This is a genomic window from Brevundimonas sp. (assembly GCF_032055285.1).
In the GTDB taxonomy this organism is placed as follows: domain Bacteria; phylum Pseudomonadota; class Alphaproteobacteria; order Caulobacterales; family Caulobacteraceae; genus Brevundimonas.
Window position 1 is genome coordinate 92,946 of record NZ_DAMBRE010000007.1, and the last position, 17,635, is coordinate 110,580.

Consider the following 17,635-nt stretch of genomic DNA (forward strand, 5'->3'; position numbering starts at 1 on the left):
TTCATGAGGCGAGAACATCATCCCATTCGTTCACGCCGCTCCTGATAGGCAGGTCGAGCGCAACAGGCTCTCCGAGCAAGAGGCGGAAGCCGCCCTCCTTCGGAAAGTCCACGGCAGCGACCGACTTACCCACAGCCTCGGCCGCTTTGATGGCGCGCCGGACATCGGCGACGGTGAAGCGGTTGTCGTTCGCCGCCGTCATGCTTCTGCTCCTGGTGCTGGAGGGAGGTCAGAGAGCCACGACCTCATGTTCGCATAGACGTTGAGCGTGCTGGCGCCCTCGAACCGCTCAGGGTCGGTGCACATCCGCATCAGATCGGCGGCGCGTTCGTTCAGCCCCACCGCCTCAGCCAGCTTGCGCTCTGCTTCGGTGATGCGACGTGCAGCTTCGTCGGCTAGGCTTTCTGCAACATGGTCGCCAACGCAGACGCCATTCTCTGCGGTCGCGCCGGGGAAGTTGATCTGGTCGTCCTTGAACCAAGGATAACCAAGGGCCTTGCCAAGCGTTTGGCTGATTTCGTCATTGCTTTTGGAACACGCAGCCCGCAGCGCCGCGTTCTCTGCGAGGAGGGCTGAAACGCGGGATCGACCGAAGCCGCCGAAATCCATCGCTGGATCGTCAACCAGCCTCGCCAGTTCCGCATGATCGACCATATCGGTGGCGTCACCGGAATGGTTCACATGGTCGCCGGAGCCGGTGTGGGGAGGCTGTTCCCACGCGGCCTCCCCTAGCGCGCTAAGAAACCCCATTTGAGACGGAGCGGTCACGTCGTCGGGGCCGGGAATCTGATCGCCAGAGCCGGATGCGAGGGCGGTGAGGATAGCGTCTGTGGATTCGTCAACACCCTCAATGCGAGCGACAACGCGTCCCGAAGAATCGACGCCCTGAACGTGCGCCAGTATCGCCTGCCGAACCTTCTCGCGCGGGGTCATGGGAGGGGTCATTTCCAATCCTCACCAGTCAGCTCGTTTATAGGGTAGCTGTATAGGCTTGGTTTTTTGAAGGTCATGCCCAGAGCCTGGGCCACCTTCACCAGCTCCTGCGCCTCGTCATCCAAACGGTCGCGCGCGGCGGCGGTACGGTCTAGCATCGCCTCAAGGACGCGAATGTCGTGCTCGGCGTTGCTCTGGCGCTGCGCCACCTCTTCCGCACGGCGCTGGAGATCGTCTCGGATACTTCCGGCCATCACGCACCGCCTTTCTGTTCGGCTTGCAGGGCGGCGAGGGCTTGGTCGATCTTAGCCCTCGCCTCGACGTTACGGCTGCGGCTCGACCGAACCGGCAATACTTCACGCGCCGCCTCCAACGCCTCCACCGCTACCCGCAGCGCGTCGGGGGCGGGGCGGGCGTAGAGAGGCGGCGTATTGCGCGGGTCACTGTAGTCGTGGTCCGTGCCTGTCACGCGGCCGAAATCCCGCATGGTGTAGCGGTGGACGCCGTCTTCGTCGGCCATCGTTTCGTAAGACGTTCCGGCCCTGTGGACGCTAACGAAGCGCACCATGTCGCCGCCTTGTGTCCGATACTGGTTACCGACGACAAACGGAACCCGCTGCGCGTCCTCGCGGGCTTGCGGCTGCTCCCACGCCTCCTCGCCGCACAAGCAGACTCCTTCGTTGCCTGGTCCGCCATCACAGATTCTACAGATGCGGTTGTCGCGGGCTGACGGCTGGGCGCGGAGGGCGGATAGTTCGCGAGTGGCCTGCTCTAGCTTTCCGGCTAGATGTGCGCGCGCCAGATCGTCGAAGCAGGCTGGTGAGAAATCGGGCGCGTCGATTGCCGCAATGGCCGTGACGCCGGAAAGGGCGTCCGCGTGGCTCTCCGCTTCGGCCTTGGTGTAGCGACCGGCGTGATCCTTGATCCCGGTGTAGCCCATCGCGTTGGGGCGATAGTAGAGGTCTCGCTTCATCAGCAAGAACAGGCCGTCGTCTTCCCCCGCCTCTGCCGGGGCTTCCTCGCGGGTAGCGAGGGCGGGCAGATGTGCTGCAACGGCCCTGGCCTTCTCTGCGTTCGTGCGGCCAGCGGCGCGCATGATGCGGAACAGGTCGATCTCGTCTGGCAGCACCTCAAACAACACCGCCCCGCCTTCCGGCTCGCCCGATGGGGCGCGAAGAGAGGCGTAATAGAAGGCATCGAAGGCGATCTGCTTTTTGACGGAGTAGTCCGCCACGTCGCGGTTGCGATGACGATAAGTAGCCCACCACGCCTCGAACTCGGCCGGATAATCACGCTTCCCCACCACGGCGGCTTGGGGAGCGGCGGGGGCAGCTGCGAGCATGAGCGCCCAAGCTGTGGCGAGATTGTCGGCGTGGAAGCCGGCACGAAGCATCTCCGGTGTCGGCTCAACCGGCACGGTCACTGTAGGGGCGGGGCGGGTCATTGTTGTTCTCCCTTCTCGGGGCGGTCACCTGTGGCGCGGGTAATGGCGGCTCGGGCCTGCTCTTCGATGTCTCGAAGTTGCCGCTCGATTTCCCCTCGCTCTTCATCGAGGCAGAACTCAAGCTCTGCGAGGAGCTGAGAAACGCCTTGGTGAGCTTCTAGCGCCTCCAGCAGATCAGGCGCGGCGGCGATCAGGCGGGCGTTGGCCTCCACGGCCTCTTGGGTGGACCCCGTTGCGCCTGGACCGCCCATGTACACGATGCAGATCGCATTGCCTGCTGTCGCGCCCTCTCCGACTTGCACTGGAGTCTCCCAGAAGGGTTGCTGCCGACAGGAATAGCGACGCTCGCGGCTGTTCTGGAACATCACGCTCCAAGGCCCCGGCGTATGCTTCACCCCGCTCATGCCTCACCCCCACGGCGGGAGGCTTGGCGAGCAGCATCAATCAGACGTTTGATAGTCTCGGGATTGGCGGCTGCAATGAAGGCGGCGTTTGCCATGCGCACCTCGCTATCTACCTGAAGGCAGAAGCCGTGCGTTTCACTAAAGCCAACAGCCTCTCCGCAGATCGCCAAGCTTTGGACCTCGGCGGAATCGACAAATGCCGGTCCGTAGGTGTTCGGCGTCATGTCGCGATAGGACCAAGGCCCCGGCGTCGCAGCTTCAGCCAGCCTTTCGAGCGCGGACCACTCGTCAGCCCCCGCCTCCAGCACTTCCGTTGGGGTGGTCATGGCTGGAACTCCTGGGGGCGGTGGTTGCGGAGGATCTGTTCGCCGGCGGCGGTGTCGCCGGAGACGGCGTAGAGGGCCTGGCACAGGTCGAAGGGGTCGATGTCGAGGGCGGACCAGTAGGTCAGCTCGGCGCCGGCGTGCTGCCGGGCATGGCAGTCGCGACAGAGGGGCGTGGTCCAGCGGTCGGAGGGCTTCTCGGCCTTGCCGGTGTGGCGCTTGCCGATGGTGATGTCCCCTGCCCTCAGGTGCGCGGCGTCGCAGGGCCCGGCGATCCCGCAGGCGGCGCAGGGCAGCCGGCGGATGAAGGCCAAATGCCGGTTGTCGCGCTCCCGCGGCTGACGCTGGCCGGGGCCTTCAGGGCGGAACGAGCGGGTGCGGACGTGGCCCGGGGCGAAGTGCTTGCGCTTCACCGCCCGGCGCTCGTCGCGCAGCCGCTTCATCTCGGCCTCGATCTGGAACAGGGACCGGCTCATGCTGCCCTCGCTTGGCCAAGCGGAACCATTGCTCGGGCTGCGCCATTTGAGCCCAGCAATGAGGAGGAAGAGCCATGGACGACTTCAAGCGCGACGACCCGAACGTGATCCCACCCATCGGCAGCACGGTGCGCCGTGCGCCCGAGACGATCATCGTCGAGCGGGAAAGCAACACGGCCCTTTGGTGGGTGGTAGGCATCCTCCTGGCTGCCGTCGTGTTCGGGCTGATCTACTTCCTGAGCCGTCCAGCGGAAGACCCCACCCTCTCCGAGCTTCGGGTCGCACAGGCAGAAGCTGCTGCTGAAAGCGCCAGGCAGACGGCCGAGGCGGCGCTTACCCAGAACCAGATCAGCAGCACCCGCGATGACGTCGCCATCGCTCAGGCTCAGACCGCTACGGCACGCGCTGAAGCGATCCGCGCCCAGGCCGAGGCCCGGGCTGCCGAAGCGCGCGTTACGGCGCCGGTCGTCGTCGAGCGGCAGACCGTCGTCACGCCGCCGACCAACGGCACCGCTGTCGTGACGACCACCACGCCGCAGCCGGGGAACTGACGGCATCGGTCAGCCCTCCTTCGCGGTCTTGATGGCGGCTTCCAGCTCACGCGCCTTCGCCATGTCCGTCGCCTTCAGGACGGCAAACTTGGCCAGCTCCTTCCGGTCGGTTTCGAGGGCACCGATCTGCTCCGGCCGCAGGAACGGCAGGTCGTCGATCAGCTTGTCCGCCCAAGCAATGACGTCGACAGCCAGCGACTTCTCTTCATCGGCATCCGCCTCAGGGCCGCTGGCTGTCGTTTCTCCGGCTTGGGGGGTGTCGCCGGGGAAAGGGTCGCCCGCGTCCGTACGCGGCGGGGGGAAGCCATCGGACGCGGGCTCATTCGACGCGGTGTCGGAGGGGGTCTCCGCGTCGAAATCTGGAATCGTGTCGTTGGGGTCGAGGCCGTGGACGGCGCTGAAACCCTCGCGCGGGGCATCTGCCGCGCCGCCGACCGGCGCCGACAGGCGGGCGGTCAGGTTGGGCGCCGGCCGGGCCGTGACGTCGCGGACGGGCTGATAGTCCTCGACCTCTTCACGGACCTGGAAGCCGCGCAGCATGTCCGCGCAGCCATCGCGCAGGGCCCAGGCACGGGCGCGCATCTGGAGCATCCGCTTCGGGTACTGCTGCCACGGCCCCTGCTTGTTCCAGAGGCTGGCCTTCTTAGCGTCAGCGACGGAGAACGATCGGGCGATGGTCTCGCCGGTATCGGGGCGCGTGACCTCACAATGGGCAACAGCGGTGTCGCCCTCCCCGTCGATCCATTCCTTCGCCTTGATGCCCTGTGCGCGCGCCACAGCCATCAGGCCGTCGCCCCAGAGGGTCGGGCGGTTGTTCACGATGGCGAACGATTGAAGCGCCTGGAACGGAGCGAGGCCCAGCTCGGCGCCCGCCATGATCGCGACCATGACCTGCTCGGGCTTGTCGAGACCACGCGGGGCCAGACCGGAGGACGCAATGGCCTGTGCCACGCGGAAGGCTTCGTCGAGCGACTGAGGGACCAGCGCAGCGACGGAGCCGCCCGCCATGATCTGCGGGCGCGGTTGGGTGGTGGCGACGGCGTTCATGCTCAAGCGGCCTCAGTTTGGGGATGGTTGTCGTTGGCTTCGGCGGCGATGACCTCGAGACGCTGGTCGATCTGCTTCGCCGCCCACGGCGGGAGGGTCAGGTACTCGGCGTCACGGCGCGATCCGCCCGGCCCCGGCCACTCGCCGGTCGCCACGCACTCGGCGAACTGGTCGATGGCGCGGCGCAGTTGCTGGCGGCCCCGGTCGAGATCTTCCCCGGTCAGGACGGTGACGCGGACGCAGTGCGGCGGCGCCTTCTCCACCCAGACGAGAGCGAACTCTTCCATCGGCCGGCCGAGGACGGCTTCGGAGGCCATGCCGACCAGGGCAGCCTGCATGTGATAGCCGTAGTCCGAGAGGGACCGCTCCAGATCGCTGTCCGCGACGCTGTTGGTCGTCTTCAGGTCGGAGAACAGGCCGGAGGCGCGCGGCACCACGTCGGGGCGGCTCTTGAGCCAGACACCGGTCTGGGCGTCCTTCCAGAGCAGCGACCGCTCCACGAAGCCGTCAAGGATGCCTGCATCGACCAGCGGATGCCGCGCCAGGCTCTCGGCCATGCCGGTGACGGCGGCGAGGTCGGCATCGGTGATGACTGTCTTGCCCGCCGCGATCTGCCCGTCGCGCCACTCCTGCGCGGCCTTGGTCCGCCAGTCCGACCATTGCTCGGGCCGGGTGACGAACTCGTCGGCCAGACCGTCCGAGCCTTCCAGCAACAGCTTGTGCGCGAGACGGCCCAGGGCGAAGGCCGGGCGATCCGGCTGCGGCGCCCGCTTCGGGTTCAGAGCGCTGTCCACGAAATAGTGCGCCGGGCTCTGGGCCCAGATTGTGCGCAGGCCGGACGAGCTGATCGACGGGCCGACCGTCGGCTGGCCGTGATAGACCTCGATGGGCAGGGCATAGATGCCCGGCTCGCTGATCTTGCCCGACAGGGGCATGGGCAGGGGGTTGTGCAGGGTCATAGCGGCCTCAGAACTTGATGCTGACGTTCGGCACGTCGCCTGCGGCGATGGCGCGGACGATGCTGATTGCGGCCTGTTCGCCGACGCCCATGCCCATGATTGCGACCTTGGCGGCGCCCATGATCTTGGAGCGGTGCTCGATGTCAGCGGCGCGGGCGGCGGCTGCGTCGGCAGCGGCCTTCTCATCGGCTTCACGCGCAGCAGTCTCGCGGGCGATCCGGTCGGCCTCGGCCTGTCGGGCGGCCTCGGCTTCATCGGCGCGGCGCTTCTCGGCGGCGAGGGCTTCGGCGTGGGCGCGCTCAGCAGCGGCTCGCTCCTCCTCGGCCTTGCGCTGCTCAGCGGCGCGAGCGTTTTCCTCTGCCCGTTGCGCGGCGGCGTCGATGCGGGCCCGCTCCTCCTCGGCGGCGCGAGCGGCGCGGGCCTCGGCTTCTTTCTGGGCGCGTTCAGCAGCTTCGGTGGCTGCCTTGGCTTCTGCCTCGGCGCGCTCACGTTCGGCGCGCTCTGCGGCCTCGGCGCGCAACCGATCCAGTTCGGCCCGGTCCGCCTCCTCCTTGGTCAGCCGGGCGAATGCTGCATCGAGAGCAAATTCGGCCGCCCCCTTGAAGTGCTCAGCGGAGGGCAGCAGGTCTTTGAACTGCCCGTCGTCCAGCGCCGTGTTCTTGATCTCGGTGTAACGCGCCTGGACGGATGCGGCCGTATCTTCCAGCGTCACGATAGCGGCCGACTTGAAGCGCGCGATGGCCGCGTTGCAGGCGTCGACGCGCTGCTCTTCCTTGGCCTCCCATTCGGTCAACGGGCGGCGCACCTCGTCCTTCAGGGCATCCAGCTTGTCGCGGATGTCGCGGCGCGCGGCGTCGACGATGTTGATCTTTGCCCTCGCCTCCTCGTTCAGCAGCTTGCCGGCGGCGTCGATGGCGGTCTTGGTCTTCGCCACCTTAAAGGCCATGGAGGCGATCTCTTTGCGCCCCTTCTCGGTCGTCGTGTCGGGGACCAGCTTGTCGGTCTCCTCTTTGATGGCCTCGTAGAACTGGTTGAACCGCTCCTTGTCCAACAGGACGAGGCCGGGGTTAGCGTTGACCTGCGCGACAAGCGCGGTCTGCGGCGTTTCGTCTTCAACAGAGCGCAGAGCTTGGGCCACGGTGGGCTCCTCCGAATGGGGTTGGTTCAGGCGTTGAGAAGGATCAGCCAGACTGCGGCGGTGAAGAGCGCGCAGGCGGCAAACTGGATGGCGGTGCGGACCGCGAAGCGCCGACGACGCGGCTCGAAAGGGACGGCGCGCGGATCGCCGGGACGCACCTGGGCGGCCAGGTCGCGATAGCGTTCGCGCACGGCCTCCCACGGATGCGAGGGGATGGTGCGAAGTTCGGCCATGGTCATGCCGCGCGGGCCATGCTGGCAGGCGGCAGCGGGTCGTTCTCGGCTTCCCGAGCGTCCCGAATGGCCCACGCCAGCGCATTGACGACCGGGATCAGCAGGCCGGGGTCTTCGGCAGCAGCCAGTTCGATGGCGAGGCGCAGCATTTCCTGCGTGGCCTGATCGACGGTCATCCAACGCCGGGTGCGGCGGTCCAGAACCTTGGCGCCCTCGACCACAAAGATTGGCTGGCGCGACGGCGGGACCAGCGACAGCTCCACGTTGGCGGCGGCGGCGATCCCGGCCATGACGCCGGGGAGAATGTTGGAGACGTGGCGCATCAGGCCGCCTCCGCCAAGATCGTGCCCGACACCGCATAGGGGTTGGCGGGATCAATCGGGCGAACGACGGGCAGCTTCACCCGCTCAGCCATAATCCAGGTCGCGGCGTCAGCATCGACGACAGGCAGGCCCTCATGCGGGCGGTTGCTGGTGTGTAGGCGGCCCCAGCAAAGGCGGTGCAGCTCGTCGTTCAGGACGGTCGCGATCTGCGACGTGTGGTCCTTCGACGCCACATAGGTGACGTGAGCGGCAGCCGTCTTCTGGGCAGTGGTTTCGGTCTTGAGTGACATGGTTCGTCTCCCGGTGATGGAAGAAAGTTTGCATATGCCGAACATGACCGCAAGAGAAAAGTTTGCATATGCCGAACACACAGGCGTCACTATCGGACGCACCCGCAGCCTGGCCGCATTGACTCAACGCTGTTCGGCGTGGCGATTGGGACGTTAACTTCTGGAGGGATCAGGCATGCCGCGCCGGCTGCACTACTACGCGCAACCGTTCTGGGAACATCGCCGGGAGCCAGCCCAGCGATACGAGTTCGTGTGTGCTGTGGACGCAGAAGAAGGCGGCGAGATCCTCGCGCGCTCAGCCGATGGAGTGCTGGTCTATCAGCAATGGGCTGACACCGACCTGGACCTGTTCGGAGAGGTCGAGGTGCTGGCCCAGCACGGGTCAGTCCCGCGTGCAGCGACCGGGATCGACCCCGACGGCCGGGACCCTTGGCTTGATGACACCGCATACTTCAAGATCGACTGCACCGACCACGGCGACACCTGGACCCAGATCGATCCGCTGGCTGAGCAGGAGGATGAGGCTGGCGAAGAGGCGGCGTGACAGGGCGAGGTCGTGTGATAGCCTCGCCCCATGGACGAAGACGACATCGACCCCTCCGACGATCCGATCTACCGCGCTGGCGTCCTCATGGGACGAAACCAGACGCTGACCGACGTCATGGAGCGCCTGTTCTCACCAGACGCCATGTCGGCAGAGAAGACCGTCCGAGCCCTTCACGCCTGGGCCCAGCAGACCATGGAAGAGGTGCGGGTCGAAATGCAGCTCGTGTTCGCTGATCTGGACGCGGACGACGACGAAGAGGACGACGACTGACAGCAAAAACCCCGCCCGGTGAGGGTGCGGAGCTGATTATCTGCGGAACAGCTTCTGGCTTAGCCCGCTATCCCGAATGATGGATTTGAGGGTGCCGATAGGCACGTCATCACTGGCCCTGTGGCAGGCCACAGTCACGAGCCAGACCTTAGCGCCCAGCTCTCGTCTATAAATCTGGTGACTCCCGGACCCCTGCCTGTGCAGCGCGAAACCGTTGCGAAGCAGAATCTCCAGAACCTGAGCAAATGTGCAGTTTAAGCGGGGCAAGCCATCTCGTAGCCAGCGTGCATGGTCCGGTCATGGCCGGCAGGCCGAGAAATCATCATGTGCAGAGCAAAGGACCAAATCCAACCCATCCGCACGTGCCAGGGGGCGCGCCGCGACAGCAGCTTCTTTGCGACCTCAGGCCGCTCTTCGATGGCGGCGTGCACGTACATCTCGACCGCCTCGTTGAGGCAGCGTTGAGCTTCCTGAAGAGATCCAGCCACAACGGAAATGTCGAGATCGATGCAAATCGCCTCGTACTTGCCGTCGTACCCGCGCGCGAAACAGCGCAATGTCTTAAACATCATGTCCTCCAGACCGGCGGACGAATTTCGAACCCGAGCCGGTTTGTACTTTCACCCTGCAGTTGACAAGAAAAGGTGTCAACGCTGGGGCGGTTCCTTTCACGCGTACGCTGGCGAACCGCTACGTACTGTTTGGCGAGCGTGACAGACAAAGCGCGAACGCCTCGCCGCGGGGTCTAGCCCATACGTTGAGACGGCTCGCGCCGCCACCTAACCCCCAAGGAAGGCTTCCGCCTCCCCGCCCATCAGAACATCCGCGTCGTCGGCGCCTCGTACGGCCGGCAGTCACCCGCGAGACTATTGCTGCCAAACAGCAGGTTGCCCCACCTTGCACGGATCTCGCCGGTCATGCGGTTGATAGTGACCGCCCCGCCGACCGTCGGATAGAACGTGAACTTCGCGTCTATTGCCCCATCGGCCACGTCCAAATCCTTCAGGTCCCGCCAGCCTTCTTCATTGGGTCGGGACAACTGCCTAGGCAGGCGAATCCGGTTCGCATTCGCGCCCAGTTCGACGAAAAGACGATCCGTGACCCGACGCGGCGTCTCTGTCTGCGTGGAAATCGACGGAGACCCGTAGTCCAGGCGCGTGTTCGAGCTCGTAGTTTCCGTCACGGTGAAGGTGACATCGCATACAAGACTTAAGCTCAATACGGCTTCTGCAATCATCACCCCTCCCCCAGATTATCCGTTAGCTCCGGCTACGCCGTCGATAGATACGCCACGCCGCCAAGGCGATCAGCGGCACCGCAAATGCCCAACCCAGCCACCAGGGCGCGCCAGATCGCTGGGCCCAAAGCGCGACCAGGCCGATAGCCAGCCCTGCTGCGGCTCCAACTGCCGCCGCGATCAAACGCACCCGCCAAGACGCTTTCAGGAACGCCAGCATGGCGATCGCGAAGATCGCTGGCTGGGCGGCCAGCTTCCAGAGTTCGGCCTCGGTCAGCGTTCCGATCATCCCACCGCCCTCACTATCACGGGCTCCTCAACTGGCCTCATTGTGAACGCCTGCTGCAGCATCCAGGCCAGGAACAAGGCAGAGACAATCCAGGAGATGCGGACGAACCAAGCGTCCACCCGTTCGCGACGCGCTCTCCGCCTGCTTAGAGGCCGTTTTCGATACTGATCGCTCACAGCCCCCCTCCCCGAGACTATCTTGTCGCTGCCACTCCGATGATCACGATCCCCAGCAGGAGCAGCATGACGACGATCACCCCGACCGCCACGTTGCCCTGCTCACGCAGCCACCGCTTGTTGGCGTCGAGATCCACGTAGAACAGCCCCTCGCCTGCCGGGATGAGCACCTTGTGCTTGATCAGGGCCTCGACCGTGTAGCGCGGGCTCTTGGCCGGCAGCAGAACAGCCGTTTCGCGCTCCAGCGCCCCAGCCTTCTCGAAATGCTCGATGACCTTGCTGCGCGCCAAGCTGGCGATAATCGCGGCGTTGGCGCCGGCGCTAACGGCTACGTTCATTCACCCCTCCCCCGAGGTTCAGCCAGTGGATGGGTTATCCGTCCGTGCCTGTGCGCGCGGCCCAGGATTCGGCCATGCTCAACACCGCCTGCTGACCAGCCTCGTCTAAGCGAGCGATGACGGAGCTAAGCCGCTCCATCTGGTCATTAAGGTTGAACGGGTTCACGTCGATCAGTCGCCCTCCGGTCGTACCGACAACCCCTGCGACCTGCTCAATCAGGTCGCGATTGAATCGAGTAGCAGGGCGTCCCGTCCGCACGGCGCCAGTCTCCAGGTCAGAAATATAGCCCTTCGACCTGCCCAGCTCTGCCGCAAGATCCTCAAGGGTGAGCCCGGCATAGTCCCTCCATGCCGCCAGATACCATCCGCTTCGCGAGCGATAGTCCTCATAGACCTCTGCTGGGCGCGACTTCCGGGGCTTGGTGCTCATGTTCGGAGTATGCAAACACAGGCTTAAGCCGTCAGTCCGCATATGCCGAACATCTGCCTTGCTGAAATGTTCGGCATATGCAAACATTCGCGCATGGACATCACCGCCCTTCGCAAAGAACTCGGCCTCTCGCAGGAAGCCTTCGCGCCGCGCGTGGGGCTCAAGAGCAAGGGTCACGTCAGCACCCTCGAACGGACGGGCGTGGCCAGCGTCCGCGTCGCGCTCCAAATCGAACGCCTCTCTGGTGGCCGGATCAAAGCGGCCGACCTGAACCCCGACATCGCGCTCATCGAGCGCTTCCGGGCCGAGGCCGCCAACGACGACCAGTCTTCCGCCGAGGCCGCCTGACATGGCCGCCCTGTCATCGCCCCACCTTCCCTTGTCGGTCGAGGTGCTGTGCACCGCCGACGCGGCCTATGGCCTGATCGGCGAAATCCAAACGCTCGCCGCCAACGGTCGCCAGTCGGATGCCCTCGGCGATCCTGCCGCGCGACGCCTGGCTGGAACTGGACACCATCACCACCCGCGTGATGCGGGATGATGGCGGCCAGCCGTTCATGGCCGACCTTATGGCCCTGGCCAAGCCGGTGAACATCGGCACCATGGCCCACCTGAGCCGCGTGGCGTCGGATACCAATAACCCGGTCCACCGGTCGCTGTCGGGTCAGGTCCCGGTCGCGATGGACAAGACCGTCTACGACTACCGCGCCGCCGCCCTGCTGCATGACCGCCTTCTGGACGCAGCAGAGCATCCGAAATGGGTGATCGACTGGCTCTTCATGGGCGCACTGCGCGCGTCTGGCGTGTCCGCCCTGGAGGCGGGCCTCTTCTGGCTGGCCGTCCGCACCCGCCGACCGGGCAAGGCCTTCGGGGCCTGACCTGACGAACCCGGTTCGCGCCGGGACACCATCACAATCCCTCGCGTAGGAGCCCGCATGTCAGCAGGCCACCACATCACCGTGCCCTTCGCGTCGTGGGAGGGCATAGCCGCCCTGATTGGCGCCCTTGGTCTAGGCGGGGTTCTGACCGCCCTGGCCCAGAGGCCTTCACAGCGTGCGGTGAACGCCACGGCCGCCAAGGACGAAGCGACCGGCGAGGCCGCCGTCATCGCGTCCATCGCCAGCGCCTTCACCGGAACGACCGCCTCGCTCCGCGAAGAGATCGAGCGGATGCAGGACACGCTGAACGAGTTTCGCCAGCGCGTGGCCGAAGCCGAAGCCGAGGTTCGGGCCGCCGTGGCGCGGGAGGCCGACCAGGCGCGGTTGGTGGCAGACCTGCGGGCACAACTCGACATCTCCCACGCCGATGTTGTCCGCCTGCGCACCGAGCGCGACGCTGCCCTGGCGTCCGTCACACAGAAGGAGGGCGAGGTTCGGCAGCTCAAGGCCGTGATCGACGCCCATGCGAGGGCCACGACATGACCGATACCCCTATCTCGCCGCCGGTCGGCCGGCTCGACCATGTGAAGGCCTTCATCGGAGATCTGGCCCGGCCGTTCGCGATCTACGCCACGTCCGGTGCCGCAGCGATTGGCATCGTCCGCGTCGCCTGGGTGGTTGAGAATGGAAACGACGGCGCCATCTATCTCGGCGCCGTCGCTGTCCTTGTCGGCGGCATCTACGGCTTCAAGTCGTGGGAGCAGATCAAGACCGGCAAGCAGGGAGCCGAGGTCGAGATAGCCAAGGCGAAGTCCGAGGCGGACTAGCTGACGAAGAAGTTCTTCCGCTCGTACAGTTCGAAATCTGACACTATCGCCTCAGGCATTCCGGCTGTCCGCGCTTCGGTGGCGACTGCCTCATAGCGCGCCGCCCACTGGGTCGGATCTTTCGGCTCACGGCGGGCATAGTCGATGTTCAGGTCGTGCATTCGACGTTGGATGTCAGTGAAGTCGGTCACGGCAATTCTCCATAGAGCGGTGCGCTCGGCTGAAGACTAACTCCGGCCCTGCGGAATTAAGCGCACGGGCCCCAACCCCCACAATCTGAAATGGAGACCGACATGGACCGAAAGGCCCTGTTCGACGCTGTGCACGGCCAGCGCCCAAAATCGAGATAACCAAGGAGAAGTCCCAGATAGGTTAGCGAATTCGGTAGTCGATCACCTCGCCATCGATCGCAAATCCATGGGCTCGAGCCCGCCTAGCAGCGCTCTCAGCCGACGCCATCATGTGATCGGGTCGGCGCCGGGGGCGACCGTTCACGAGTGGCGCAAACTCATACCAGGTCCGCTGGTCTCCTCCCCGAGCCTCTGACACCAAGCGTAGAATTACGGCGGTTTTCATTGGCGCGACCCCTCCCAAAGCCGTGTCTCGACGACCGCCGCTGGTCATAAATAAAATTACTCACCCTCACAAATTGAGCTGGAGACCTCGCCATGAGCATCATGAGCGACGACGACTTCGTGCGCCTGTTCCAGCGCACCTTTGGCCTGACCGAAGACGGCTGGGCCGGGCGAGACACCGAGGCCAAGGTTCGCGAACTGGCAGCCCTCGCAGGCGTCGTGGCCCCGACCGTCCCGGCCAGCGATATCCCTGCCGACTACTGGCCCATGCTGTCGCGCATCGAGAGTGGCGACCGGCCCTATATCCAAGCGGAATCGTCCAGCGCCTCTGGCCTGTATCAGTTCATCCGCTCGACGTGGATTGGTGAGGGCGGGACCTGGGGTCCGACACTGCGCCCTGCGTTCGGAGGCCTGAAGCCCTCGCCAGAAGAGCAACTGGCCCGCGCCAAGACCTTCACCGCCAAAAACGCAGCGGTGCTGAAGGCCAAGGGCATCCCCATCAACCGGGCGTCGCTCTACGCCGCGCACTTCTTCGGAGCCGGCATGGCCGCCAAGGTCATCGGCGCCGACGTGAATGTTCGCGCAGATCTGATCGCTGGTCCCGAGGCGACCAAGGCCAATCCGGCGATCCTGAAAGGGAAGACGGTCGGCCAGTTCCTGACCTGGCTGCACAAGAAGACCGGGGAGTGGGCGCGATGACCGACGTTGAGCCGAAGCGGACTAAGACAAGCTACGTCGGCGTCCCCGCGATATTCGAACTGTCGCTGGCCTGCAATCTTCTCACCCGCGCCTACGGAAATCACACGATCTACCATGTCGGCAGCTCTCGTGAGCGTCCCGACTGGCGCGATGTCGACCTTGTCATGATCATGCCGGATGAAGCTTTTGAGGCTGAGTTCCCGGGCGCTCCACTGCACAGCGCGGCGTGGGAACTGACACCCAAGTGGTTGATCCTGACTTGCGCCCTATCGAAGTGGCTGACGGACAAAGCGGGGGTTCCGGTCGACTTCAAATTCCAGCCGCGCACGTTCGCCAACGAGTGTCACGACAAGCCCCGCAACCCGATCGGACGGTTCCTGGCCGCGCCGGATGACGAGGATTGACCGATGATCGTCCTCGCATTCATCCAGCGTATCGGACGGGCCCTCACGCCGACCGCCTGGCTGGCGCTGGCCGTCCTCGGCGCCTTTCTGATCTTCGGCGCCTACTGCTCACACCGGGGCGCTGATGGCGTCCGAGACCGGCAGGCTGCCGAGCAAGCCAAGATCGAGGCGAAGGCCTCCAGCGCGCGGGAAACGGCCGCTGGCGAGCGCCTTAGCGACACCACCACCATCACCAACCGGAAAATGGAGAGAGACCATGCCGCTGAAGCGCTTCCTGACAGCATGCCTGATGATCGTGAGCTGCGGCGCCGCTGTCGCCAGTTGCGGGACACTGGGCGCATCCCTCCCGCCTGTCGAGGACCTGAGGGTCCAGCCTAAGCCGGAGCCATCGGACGAGGTGCTGACCAGCCGGATCGCGGGCGAGTTGCACGACAACGCCGTCGAAGCCTGGGGCGAGGCTGGATGGGCCCAGGTCGGGCGGCTGTGCCGTTTCTTCGACGAGATGGGGATGAAGGGCCTGGACTGTCCGGCGCCGGATGCGTCGCCTCGGCCGGGCTAGGTTTCAGTAGCCAATTCGTTCAAGCTTCACGTTTTGGGTGCTGGCACCATGTCATCTCGAACTTTCAGACTAGTGATTATCCTGATCATACTCGCAGCTGGTGCTGGCTGGTTGGTGTGGAACTTGACCGCACCGCAACGCCGCATTTCGGATTGCGTAAAGATGCGCCAGGAGTTCGGCTACGAGGACGCTAGGCGTGAATGCAAAAGCCTCGACAACATGGGCTGGCTGAAGCGCTAGAAGACCAGCGTCGAGCCATTTCACGTAGCAATCGAGGCCCGCTCCGGTTCGCCGGGGCGGGCTCTGCTGCTTAACCGCCGTGAGCCGACATCGCGAAGCCTGCCCAGATCATCAGCGCCAGGCCAGCCAATAAGGCTGCCGCGCCGGCGCCGATTACGACTTTAAGGGTCAAGGCCTTCATCTGCGCTCTCCTGCAAAAGTCCGCCCATGAAAGCACATCGAAGTAGCGCAGCTATGTGACCCAAGGACGCGCAGCGTTGACCTGCGAGCGGCCTGTCGGCGGGCCGTCGCCCCCCGTTTCAACCTCGTCCCTCACAGCTTCGCGCGCGAGCAGGCTTCCGCCGACCAGCAAGGGCTCATCATCTTCGGACACGGGCGGCAGACATACGAACCGCGCAGCCTTGGCGCCGTTGCGGAGCACTAGATAGATTTCAACGTGGTCACCTGCCGCAGCAAGCTTTTCGGCAATGGACCTTGCTGCCTCTTCAGCCACGCGTCCGCGCGCAAATAGCTGGGGCTCGGCTTCGTCCACACGCACGGCCCAAGCTTCGCCCAAAGGTTCTACAACGACGTTTCGCATCGAAGCATCTCCAATGAAGTTTGAAGGCGGTCACCATTTAGCGGTCGCTCCCCACGCTTCAAGAGGCCGGCGCTAAATCCCGATACGGCGCTCCGCGCTCGCCCGCCTCAGCGCGGGTCAGCACCTTCGTCTCCTGCGCCGCCCCAACGTGGATCACGATGTTGCGGTGGCGCAGTCCGTCGTCCAGCCGCGCGCAAGTCGGGCCGACGGCGGACAGAACCTGCACCCAGTGGTTGCTCTCTACTGTGATCAGGCCGGGAAGCTTGTCGGCGTCAGCGCCAGCGGCCGTGGCCATGGCGTCCAGGGTGTCGTTCAAAACCGCGCTTTCGGTAGACCTTGCGGTTAGACACTACGGCTAAATGCCAGTCAGGGCCGGACGCCTCACACGCGGTTAGACACTCGCGACGTGTTGATTTCTATAGGGACCGGTCGTCCCTCCGGGCCTACCACCCCACCTGCTTTCCCTTTCAGAACAGGTCATTTGCAAGGTTTGACACGGGCCATCCGAACCACCTGGAGCCGTTCAGGATGACTGACAGACTCGTTTGAGGAAGGTTGAGCCCACATCCCATCCCGCCTAGCCTGGAGAGGAGATGAACCAACCCGCCCCCCGCTTCATTGCTCCGACAGTCGTTGCTCTAGCGGTGCTGGCTGTGGCGCTCGCGGGTCTGGGCGGGATGGTCGTCGGCGACAGGATCTATCCGCTCTTCGGCGCTGGCGTTCTGGTCTGCCAAGGCATGCTCCTCGTATTCGAGATCATCTTGAGCGGGCTAGTTTCGCGTAGGGCCATGTTCGGGCTGGCAGCAGGTCACGGCGGGCTCATGGCGGCATGCGCCAGCCTGTTTTTCCTCCCCGGCTCGGGTTTGCCGACCCTTCTCGGCTCTACGGCAGGCGGCGCAGTACTCGGAGCCGTCTGCTTCTGGTGGTACGAGGTTCGCCACTCCATCCTGTTCGATCGTTAAACGCCGGTGTTGAGCTCCCCCACCCTTTGATCCAGCGTCCAGAGGAAGCGGAGGGCAAATCAAAGCAGCCCTGCCCTCTCAGGTTACGGTTATCGGCGGCGCGCCAACGTCTTCGCCCCCTATCCGTGGAGCCAGTAGTCGGGCTCGGAATCGCGCAGCAAAGGGATCGCACCCTCGATCAATACGACCGGGACGGTGGAGGTGCGGATCGCGGCGAGGGCAAGGAGATCAGGCTCGAAGTCCAGCTCGGCTATGGGCAGGACCTGCCGGTCGTCCAAGCTGTCGAAGGTCCCTGCGGGTAGCGCAATGAAGTCGTCGTGCGAGAAGACCTCCAGCACCTGGCCTTCATGACGGACGTGGACCGCAATCTCCGGGACGCCGTCAATCTGGAATTGGACGCCCGGATCGGGAACTGAAGCCACAAAGGCCGGAGCAGGAGCGGCGGAGGCATAGCCCTGGAACCGAACCCCGCCCGACCAGAGGGGCGCGGTCAGGGTCACGTG

At 64.9% G+C, this 17,635-nt stretch carries 34 protein-coding genes; 11 read left to right on the forward strand and 23 right to left on the reverse strand.

From position 1 onward, the window contains the following. Position 1: 1 nt before the first annotated feature. From RTY13_RS15080 to RTY13_RS15110, 7 genes are read right to left on the reverse strand one after another with little or no spacing between them, the layout of a single operon-like run. Positions 2-202 carry a hypothetical protein gene (locus RTY13_RS15080; RefSeq protein WP_312784632.1) on the reverse strand — a complete coding sequence of 67 codons (201 nt, stop codon included), beginning with the start codon at positions 200-202 and terminating at the stop codon, positions 2-4. Then, a complete protein-coding gene (locus RTY13_RS15085; RefSeq protein ID WP_312784633.1) occupies positions 199-933 on the reverse strand; it encodes a hypothetical protein in 735 nt (244 codons plus the stop codon). The genes RTY13_RS15080 and RTY13_RS15085 overlap by 4 nt, the downstream gene beginning before the upstream one ends. 8 nt (positions 934-941) lie before the next feature. Continuing rightward, complete coding sequence (locus RTY13_RS15090; RefSeq protein WP_312784634.1) at positions 942-1,187, reverse strand: hypothetical protein; 246 nt, start codon at positions 1,185-1,187, stop codon at positions 942-944. After that, positions 1,187-2,377, reverse strand: a complete 1,191-nt coding sequence (locus RTY13_RS15095) for a hypothetical protein (protein WP_312784635.1) — start codon at positions 2,375-2,377, stop codon at positions 1,187-1,189. The genes RTY13_RS15090 and RTY13_RS15095 overlap by 1 nt, the downstream gene beginning before the upstream one ends. Further along, positions 2,374-2,742, reverse strand: coding sequence for a hypothetical protein (locus tag RTY13_RS15100; protein ID WP_312784637.1), 369 nt, complete (start codon positions 2,740-2,742; stop codon positions 2,374-2,376). The genes RTY13_RS15095 and RTY13_RS15100 overlap by 4 nt, the downstream gene beginning before the upstream one ends. Before the next feature lie 35 nt (positions 2,743-2,777). Continuing rightward, on the reverse strand, positions 2,778-3,107 hold the full coding sequence (locus tag RTY13_RS15105) for a hypothetical protein (protein WP_312784639.1): 330 nt from the start codon (positions 3,105-3,107) through the stop codon (positions 2,778-2,780). Next, a complete protein-coding gene (locus RTY13_RS15110; protein ID WP_312784641.1) occupies positions 3,104-3,580 on the reverse strand; it encodes a hypothetical protein in 477 nt (158 codons plus the stop codon). Before RTY13_RS15110 ends, RTY13_RS15105 begins: the two co-directional genes overlap by 4 nt. Before the next feature lie 74 nt (positions 3,581-3,654). Here RTY13_RS15110 and RTY13_RS15115 point away from each other — a divergent pair, with 74 nt between their 5' ends. Beyond that, positions 3,655-4,131, forward strand: a complete 477-nt coding sequence (locus RTY13_RS15115; protein ID WP_312784643.1) for a hypothetical protein — start codon at positions 3,655-3,657, stop codon at positions 4,129-4,131. Positions 4,132-4,140: 9 nt separating this feature from the next. On the opposite strand, the gene RTY13_RS15120 is transcribed toward RTY13_RS15115, so the two are convergent. The 6 genes from RTY13_RS15120 to RTY13_RS15145 are packed head-to-tail and all read right to left on the reverse strand — an operon-like array spanning position 4,141 to position 8,121. Next, a complete protein-coding gene (locus RTY13_RS15120) occupies positions 4,141-5,178 on the reverse strand; it encodes a hypothetical protein (protein WP_312784645.1) in 1,038 nt (345 codons plus the stop codon). A 2-nt stretch (positions 5,179-5,180) separates the two neighbouring features. Continuing rightward, positions 5,181-6,137 carry a PD-(D/E)XK nuclease-like domain-containing protein gene (locus RTY13_RS15125; RefSeq protein WP_312784646.1) on the reverse strand — a complete coding sequence of 319 codons (957 nt, stop codon included), beginning with the start codon at positions 6,135-6,137 and terminating at the stop codon, positions 5,181-5,183. A gap of 7 nt (positions 6,138-6,144) precedes the next feature. Next, complete coding sequence (locus RTY13_RS15130; protein WP_312784647.1) at positions 6,145-7,275, reverse strand: hypothetical protein; 1,131 nt, start codon at positions 7,273-7,275, stop codon at positions 6,145-6,147. Between the two features lie 26 nt (positions 7,276-7,301). Next, the gene (locus RTY13_RS15135; protein WP_312784648.1) at positions 7,302-7,508 is read right to left on the reverse strand and encodes a hypothetical protein; all 207 of its coding nucleotides are present in this window, start codon (positions 7,506-7,508) and stop codon (positions 7,302-7,304) included. A gap of 2 nt (positions 7,509-7,510) precedes the next feature. After that, entirely contained in the window at positions 7,511-7,831 is a 321-nt protein-coding gene (locus tag RTY13_RS15140) for a hypothetical protein (protein WP_312784650.1), read from the reverse strand. Further along, positions 7,831-8,121: a hypothetical protein gene (locus tag RTY13_RS15145; protein WP_312784651.1), complete on the reverse strand. Its 291-nt coding sequence runs from the start codon at positions 8,119-8,121 to the stop codon at positions 7,831-7,833. The genes RTY13_RS15140 and RTY13_RS15145 overlap by 1 nt, the downstream gene beginning before the upstream one ends. 175 nt (positions 8,122-8,296) lie before the next feature. Here RTY13_RS15145 and RTY13_RS15150 point away from each other — a divergent pair, with 175 nt between their 5' ends. Both RTY13_RS15150 and RTY13_RS15155 read left to right on the forward strand, forming a co-directional pair. Continuing rightward, on the forward strand, positions 8,297-8,665 hold the full coding sequence (locus RTY13_RS15150; RefSeq protein ID WP_312784652.1) for a hypothetical protein: 369 nt from the start codon (positions 8,297-8,299) through the stop codon (positions 8,663-8,665). Positions 8,666-8,695: 30 nt separating this feature from the next. Continuing rightward, positions 8,696-8,938: a hypothetical protein gene (locus tag RTY13_RS15155; RefSeq protein WP_312784653.1), complete on the forward strand. Its 243-nt coding sequence runs from the start codon at positions 8,696-8,698 to the stop codon at positions 8,936-8,938. A gap of 36 nt (positions 8,939-8,974) precedes the next feature. Here the strand turns inward: RTY13_RS15155 and RTY13_RS17720 are convergent, their stop codons facing one another. The 6 genes from RTY13_RS17720 to RTY13_RS15180 form a co-directional block, all read right to left on the reverse strand. Then, complete coding sequence (locus RTY13_RS17720) at positions 8,975-9,205, reverse strand: type II toxin-antitoxin system HicA family toxin (RefSeq protein ID WP_409450320.1); 231 nt, start codon at positions 9,203-9,205, stop codon at positions 8,975-8,977. Beyond that, positions 9,193-9,507, reverse strand: a complete 315-nt coding sequence (locus tag RTY13_RS15160; protein WP_312784654.1) for a hypothetical protein — start codon at positions 9,505-9,507, stop codon at positions 9,193-9,195. The genes RTY13_RS17720 and RTY13_RS15160 overlap by 13 nt, the downstream gene beginning before the upstream one ends. A 245-nt stretch (positions 9,508-9,752) precedes the next feature. After that, on the reverse strand, positions 9,753-10,175 hold the full coding sequence (locus RTY13_RS15165; protein WP_312784655.1) for a hypothetical protein: 423 nt from the start codon (positions 10,173-10,175) through the stop codon (positions 9,753-9,755). Between the two features lie 22 nt (positions 10,176-10,197). After that, a complete protein-coding gene (locus tag RTY13_RS15170) occupies positions 10,198-10,464 on the reverse strand; it encodes a hypothetical protein (RefSeq protein WP_312784656.1) in 267 nt (88 codons plus the stop codon). 193 nt (positions 10,465-10,657) lie between these two features. Then, positions 10,658-10,978, reverse strand: coding sequence for a hypothetical protein (locus tag RTY13_RS15175; protein ID WP_312784657.1), 321 nt, complete (start codon positions 10,976-10,978; stop codon positions 10,658-10,660). A 34-nt stretch (positions 10,979-11,012) separates the two neighbouring features. Continuing rightward, positions 11,013-11,408 carry a helix-turn-helix transcriptional regulator gene (locus tag RTY13_RS15180; protein ID WP_312784658.1) on the reverse strand — a complete coding sequence of 132 codons (396 nt, stop codon included), beginning with the start codon at positions 11,406-11,408 and terminating at the stop codon, positions 11,013-11,015. A 93-nt stretch (positions 11,409-11,501) separates the two neighbouring features. Between RTY13_RS15180 and RTY13_RS15185 the strand changes: the two genes are divergently transcribed. The 4 genes from RTY13_RS15185 (at position 11,502) to RTY13_RS15200 (ending at position 13,113) form a co-directional block, all read left to right on the forward strand. Next, a complete protein-coding gene (locus tag RTY13_RS15185) occupies positions 11,502-11,756 on the forward strand; it encodes a hypothetical protein (RefSeq protein WP_312784659.1) in 255 nt (84 codons plus the stop codon). Positions 11,757-11,875: 119 nt separating this feature from the next. Beyond that, positions 11,876-12,286 (forward strand): major capsid protein, encoded by a 411-nt coding sequence (locus RTY13_RS15190; RefSeq protein ID WP_312784660.1) that lies wholly within the window; start codon positions 11,876-11,878, stop codon positions 12,284-12,286. A gap of 57 nt (positions 12,287-12,343) precedes the next feature. Then, complete coding sequence (locus RTY13_RS15195) at positions 12,344-12,829, forward strand: hypothetical protein (protein ID WP_312784661.1); 486 nt, start codon at positions 12,344-12,346, stop codon at positions 12,827-12,829. After that, complete coding sequence (locus tag RTY13_RS15200; protein WP_312784662.1) at positions 12,826-13,113, forward strand: hypothetical protein; 288 nt, start codon at positions 12,826-12,828, stop codon at positions 13,111-13,113. The genes RTY13_RS15195 and RTY13_RS15200 overlap by 4 nt, the downstream gene beginning before the upstream one ends. Here the strand turns inward: RTY13_RS15200 and RTY13_RS15205 are convergent. Continuing rightward, positions 13,110-13,304: a hypothetical protein gene (locus RTY13_RS15205; protein ID WP_312784663.1), complete on the reverse strand. Its 195-nt coding sequence runs from the start codon at positions 13,302-13,304 to the stop codon at positions 13,110-13,112. The two genes, RTY13_RS15200 and RTY13_RS15205, sit on opposite strands and share 4 nt — an antisense overlap. Positions 13,305-13,781: 477 nt before the next feature. Between RTY13_RS15205 and RTY13_RS15210 the strand changes: the two genes are divergently transcribed. The 3 genes from RTY13_RS15210 to RTY13_RS15220 all read left to right on the forward strand — a co-directional run bounded on the left by RTY13_RS15210 (position 13,782) and on the right by RTY13_RS15220 (position 15,350). Continuing rightward, positions 13,782-14,387, forward strand: coding sequence for a hypothetical protein (locus RTY13_RS15210; RefSeq protein WP_312784664.1), 606 nt, complete (start codon positions 13,782-13,784; stop codon positions 14,385-14,387). Continuing rightward, positions 14,384-14,791: a hypothetical protein gene (locus RTY13_RS15215; protein ID WP_312784665.1), complete on the forward strand. Its 408-nt coding sequence runs from the start codon at positions 14,384-14,386 to the stop codon at positions 14,789-14,791. Before RTY13_RS15210 ends, RTY13_RS15215 begins: the two co-directional genes overlap by 4 nt. A gap of 256 nt (positions 14,792-15,047) precedes the next feature. After that, positions 15,048-15,350, forward strand: coding sequence for a hypothetical protein (locus RTY13_RS15220; RefSeq protein ID WP_312784666.1), 303 nt, complete (start codon positions 15,048-15,050; stop codon positions 15,348-15,350). Positions 15,351-15,822: 472 nt separating this feature from the next. On the opposite strand, the gene RTY13_RS15225 is transcribed toward RTY13_RS15220, so the two are convergent. Then, positions 15,823-16,170 carry a hypothetical protein gene (locus tag RTY13_RS15225; protein WP_312784667.1) on the reverse strand — a complete coding sequence of 116 codons (348 nt, stop codon included), beginning with the start codon at positions 16,168-16,170 and terminating at the stop codon, positions 15,823-15,825. Between the two features lie 58 nt (positions 16,171-16,228). Continuing rightward, positions 16,229-16,486 carry a hypothetical protein gene (locus RTY13_RS15230; protein WP_312784668.1) on the reverse strand — a complete coding sequence of 86 codons (258 nt, stop codon included), beginning with the start codon at positions 16,484-16,486 and terminating at the stop codon, positions 16,229-16,231. Between the two features lie 277 nt (positions 16,487-16,763). Between RTY13_RS15230 and RTY13_RS15235 the strand changes: the two genes are divergently transcribed. After that, positions 16,764-17,132 (forward strand): hypothetical protein, encoded by a 369-nt coding sequence (locus RTY13_RS15235; RefSeq protein ID WP_312784670.1) that lies wholly within the window; start codon positions 16,764-16,766, stop codon positions 17,130-17,132. A 119-nt stretch (positions 17,133-17,251) separates the two neighbouring features. Here RTY13_RS15235 and RTY13_RS15240 read toward each other — a convergent pair. Then, a partial coding sequence (locus RTY13_RS15240; protein WP_312784672.1) for a hypothetical protein occupies positions 17,252-17,635 on the reverse strand: 384 nt, incomplete at its 5' end.

What these genes read in the sequence shown, in the direction of transcription:
- RTY13_RS15135 (WP_312784648.1), bottom strand. Translation starts at nt 7,508, where the DNA reads ATGGCCGAACTTCGCACCATCCCCTCGCATCCGTGGGAGGCCGTGCGC.
- RTY13_RS15090 (WP_312784634.1), bottom strand. Translation starts at nt 1,187, where the DNA reads ATGGCCGGAAGTATCCGAGACGATCTCCAGCGCCGTGCGGAAGAGGTG.
- RTY13_RS15185 (WP_312784659.1), top strand. Translation starts at nt 11,502, where the DNA reads ATGGACATCACCGCCCTTCGCAAAGAACTCGGCCTCTCGCAGGAAGCC.
- RTY13_RS15085 (WP_312784633.1), bottom strand. Translation starts at nt 933, where the DNA reads ATGACCCCGCGCGAGAAGGTTCGGCAGGCGATACTGGCGCACGTTCAG.
- RTY13_RS15200 (WP_312784662.1), top strand. Translation starts at nt 12,826, where the DNA reads ATGACCGATACCCCTATCTCGCCGCCGGTCGGCCGGCTCGACCATGTG.
- RTY13_RS15215 (WP_312784665.1), top strand. Translation starts at nt 14,384, where the DNA reads ATGACCGACGTTGAGCCGAAGCGGACTAAGACAAGCTACGTCGGCGTC.
- RTY13_RS15100 (WP_312784637.1), bottom strand. Translation starts at nt 2,742, where the DNA reads ATGTTCCAGAACAGCCGCGAGCGTCGCTATTCCTGTCGGCAGCAACCC.
- RTY13_RS15210 (WP_312784664.1), top strand. Translation starts at nt 13,782, where the DNA reads ATGAGCATCATGAGCGACGACGACTTCGTGCGCCTGTTCCAGCGCACC.
- RTY13_RS15145 (WP_312784651.1), bottom strand. Translation starts at nt 8,121, where the DNA reads ATGTCACTCAAGACCGAAACCACTGCCCAGAAGACGGCTGCCGCTCAC.
- RTY13_RS15190 (WP_312784660.1), top strand. Translation starts at nt 11,876, where the DNA reads ATGCCCTCGGCGATCCTGCCGCGCGACGCCTGGCTGGAACTGGACACC.
- RTY13_RS15220 (WP_312784666.1), top strand. Translation starts at nt 15,048, where the DNA reads ATGCCGCTGAAGCGCTTCCTGACAGCATGCCTGATGATCGTGAGCTGC.
- RTY13_RS15120 (WP_312784645.1), bottom strand. Translation starts at nt 5,178, where the DNA reads ATGAACGCCGTCGCCACCACCCAACCGCGCCCGCAGATCATGGCGGGC.
- RTY13_RS15080 (WP_312784632.1), bottom strand. Translation starts at nt 202, where the DNA reads ATGACGGCGGCGAACGACAACCGCTTCACCGTCGCCGATGTCCGGCGC.
- RTY13_RS15155 (WP_312784653.1), top strand. Translation starts at nt 8,696, where the DNA reads ATGGACGAAGACGACATCGACCCCTCCGACGATCCGATCTACCGCGCT.
- RTY13_RS15140 (WP_312784650.1), bottom strand. Translation starts at nt 7,831, where the DNA reads ATGCGCCACGTCTCCAACATTCTCCCCGGCGTCATGGCCGGGATCGCC.
- RTY13_RS15160 (WP_312784654.1), bottom strand. Translation starts at nt 9,507, where the DNA reads ATGTTTAAGACATTGCGCTGTTTCGCGCGCGGGTACGACGGCAAGTAC.
- RTY13_RS15110 (WP_312784641.1), bottom strand. Translation starts at nt 3,580, where the DNA reads ATGAGCCGGTCCCTGTTCCAGATCGAGGCCGAGATGAAGCGGCTGCGC.
- RTY13_RS15095 (WP_312784635.1), bottom strand. Translation starts at nt 2,377, where the DNA reads ATGACCCGCCCCGCCCCTACAGTGACCGTGCCGGTTGAGCCGACACCG.
- RTY13_RS15225 (WP_312784667.1), bottom strand. Translation starts at nt 16,170, where the DNA reads ATGCGAAACGTCGTTGTAGAACCTTTGGGCGAAGCTTGGGCCGTGCGT.
- RTY13_RS15105 (WP_312784639.1), bottom strand. Translation starts at nt 3,107, where the DNA reads ATGACCACCCCAACGGAAGTGCTGGAGGCGGGGGCTGACGAGTGGTCC.
- RTY13_RS15125 (WP_312784646.1), bottom strand. Translation starts at nt 6,137, where the DNA reads ATGACCCTGCACAACCCCCTGCCCATGCCCCTGTCGGGCAAGATCAGC.
- RTY13_RS15115 (WP_312784643.1), top strand. Translation starts at nt 3,655, where the DNA reads ATGGACGACTTCAAGCGCGACGACCCGAACGTGATCCCACCCATCGGC.
- RTY13_RS15165 (WP_312784655.1), bottom strand. Translation starts at nt 10,175, where the DNA reads ATGATTGCAGAAGCCGTATTGAGCTTAAGTCTTGTATGCGATGTCACC.
- RTY13_RS15150 (WP_312784652.1), top strand. Translation starts at nt 8,297, where the DNA reads ATGCCGCGCCGGCTGCACTACTACGCGCAACCGTTCTGGGAACATCGC.
- RTY13_RS15170 (WP_312784656.1), bottom strand. Translation starts at nt 10,464, where the DNA reads ATGATCGGAACGCTGACCGAGGCCGAACTCTGGAAGCTGGCCGCCCAG.
- RTY13_RS15235 (WP_312784670.1), top strand. Translation starts at nt 16,764, where the DNA reads ATGAACCAACCCGCCCCCCGCTTCATTGCTCCGACAGTCGTTGCTCTA.
- RTY13_RS15180 (WP_312784658.1), bottom strand. Translation starts at nt 11,408, where the DNA reads ATGAGCACCAAGCCCCGGAAGTCGCGCCCAGCAGAGGTCTATGAGGAC.
- RTY13_RS15195 (WP_312784661.1), top strand. Translation starts at nt 12,344, where the DNA reads ATGTCAGCAGGCCACCACATCACCGTGCCCTTCGCGTCGTGGGAGGGC.
- RTY13_RS15175 (WP_312784657.1), bottom strand. Translation starts at nt 10,978, where the DNA reads ATGAACGTAGCCGTTAGCGCCGGCGCCAACGCCGCGATTATCGCCAGC.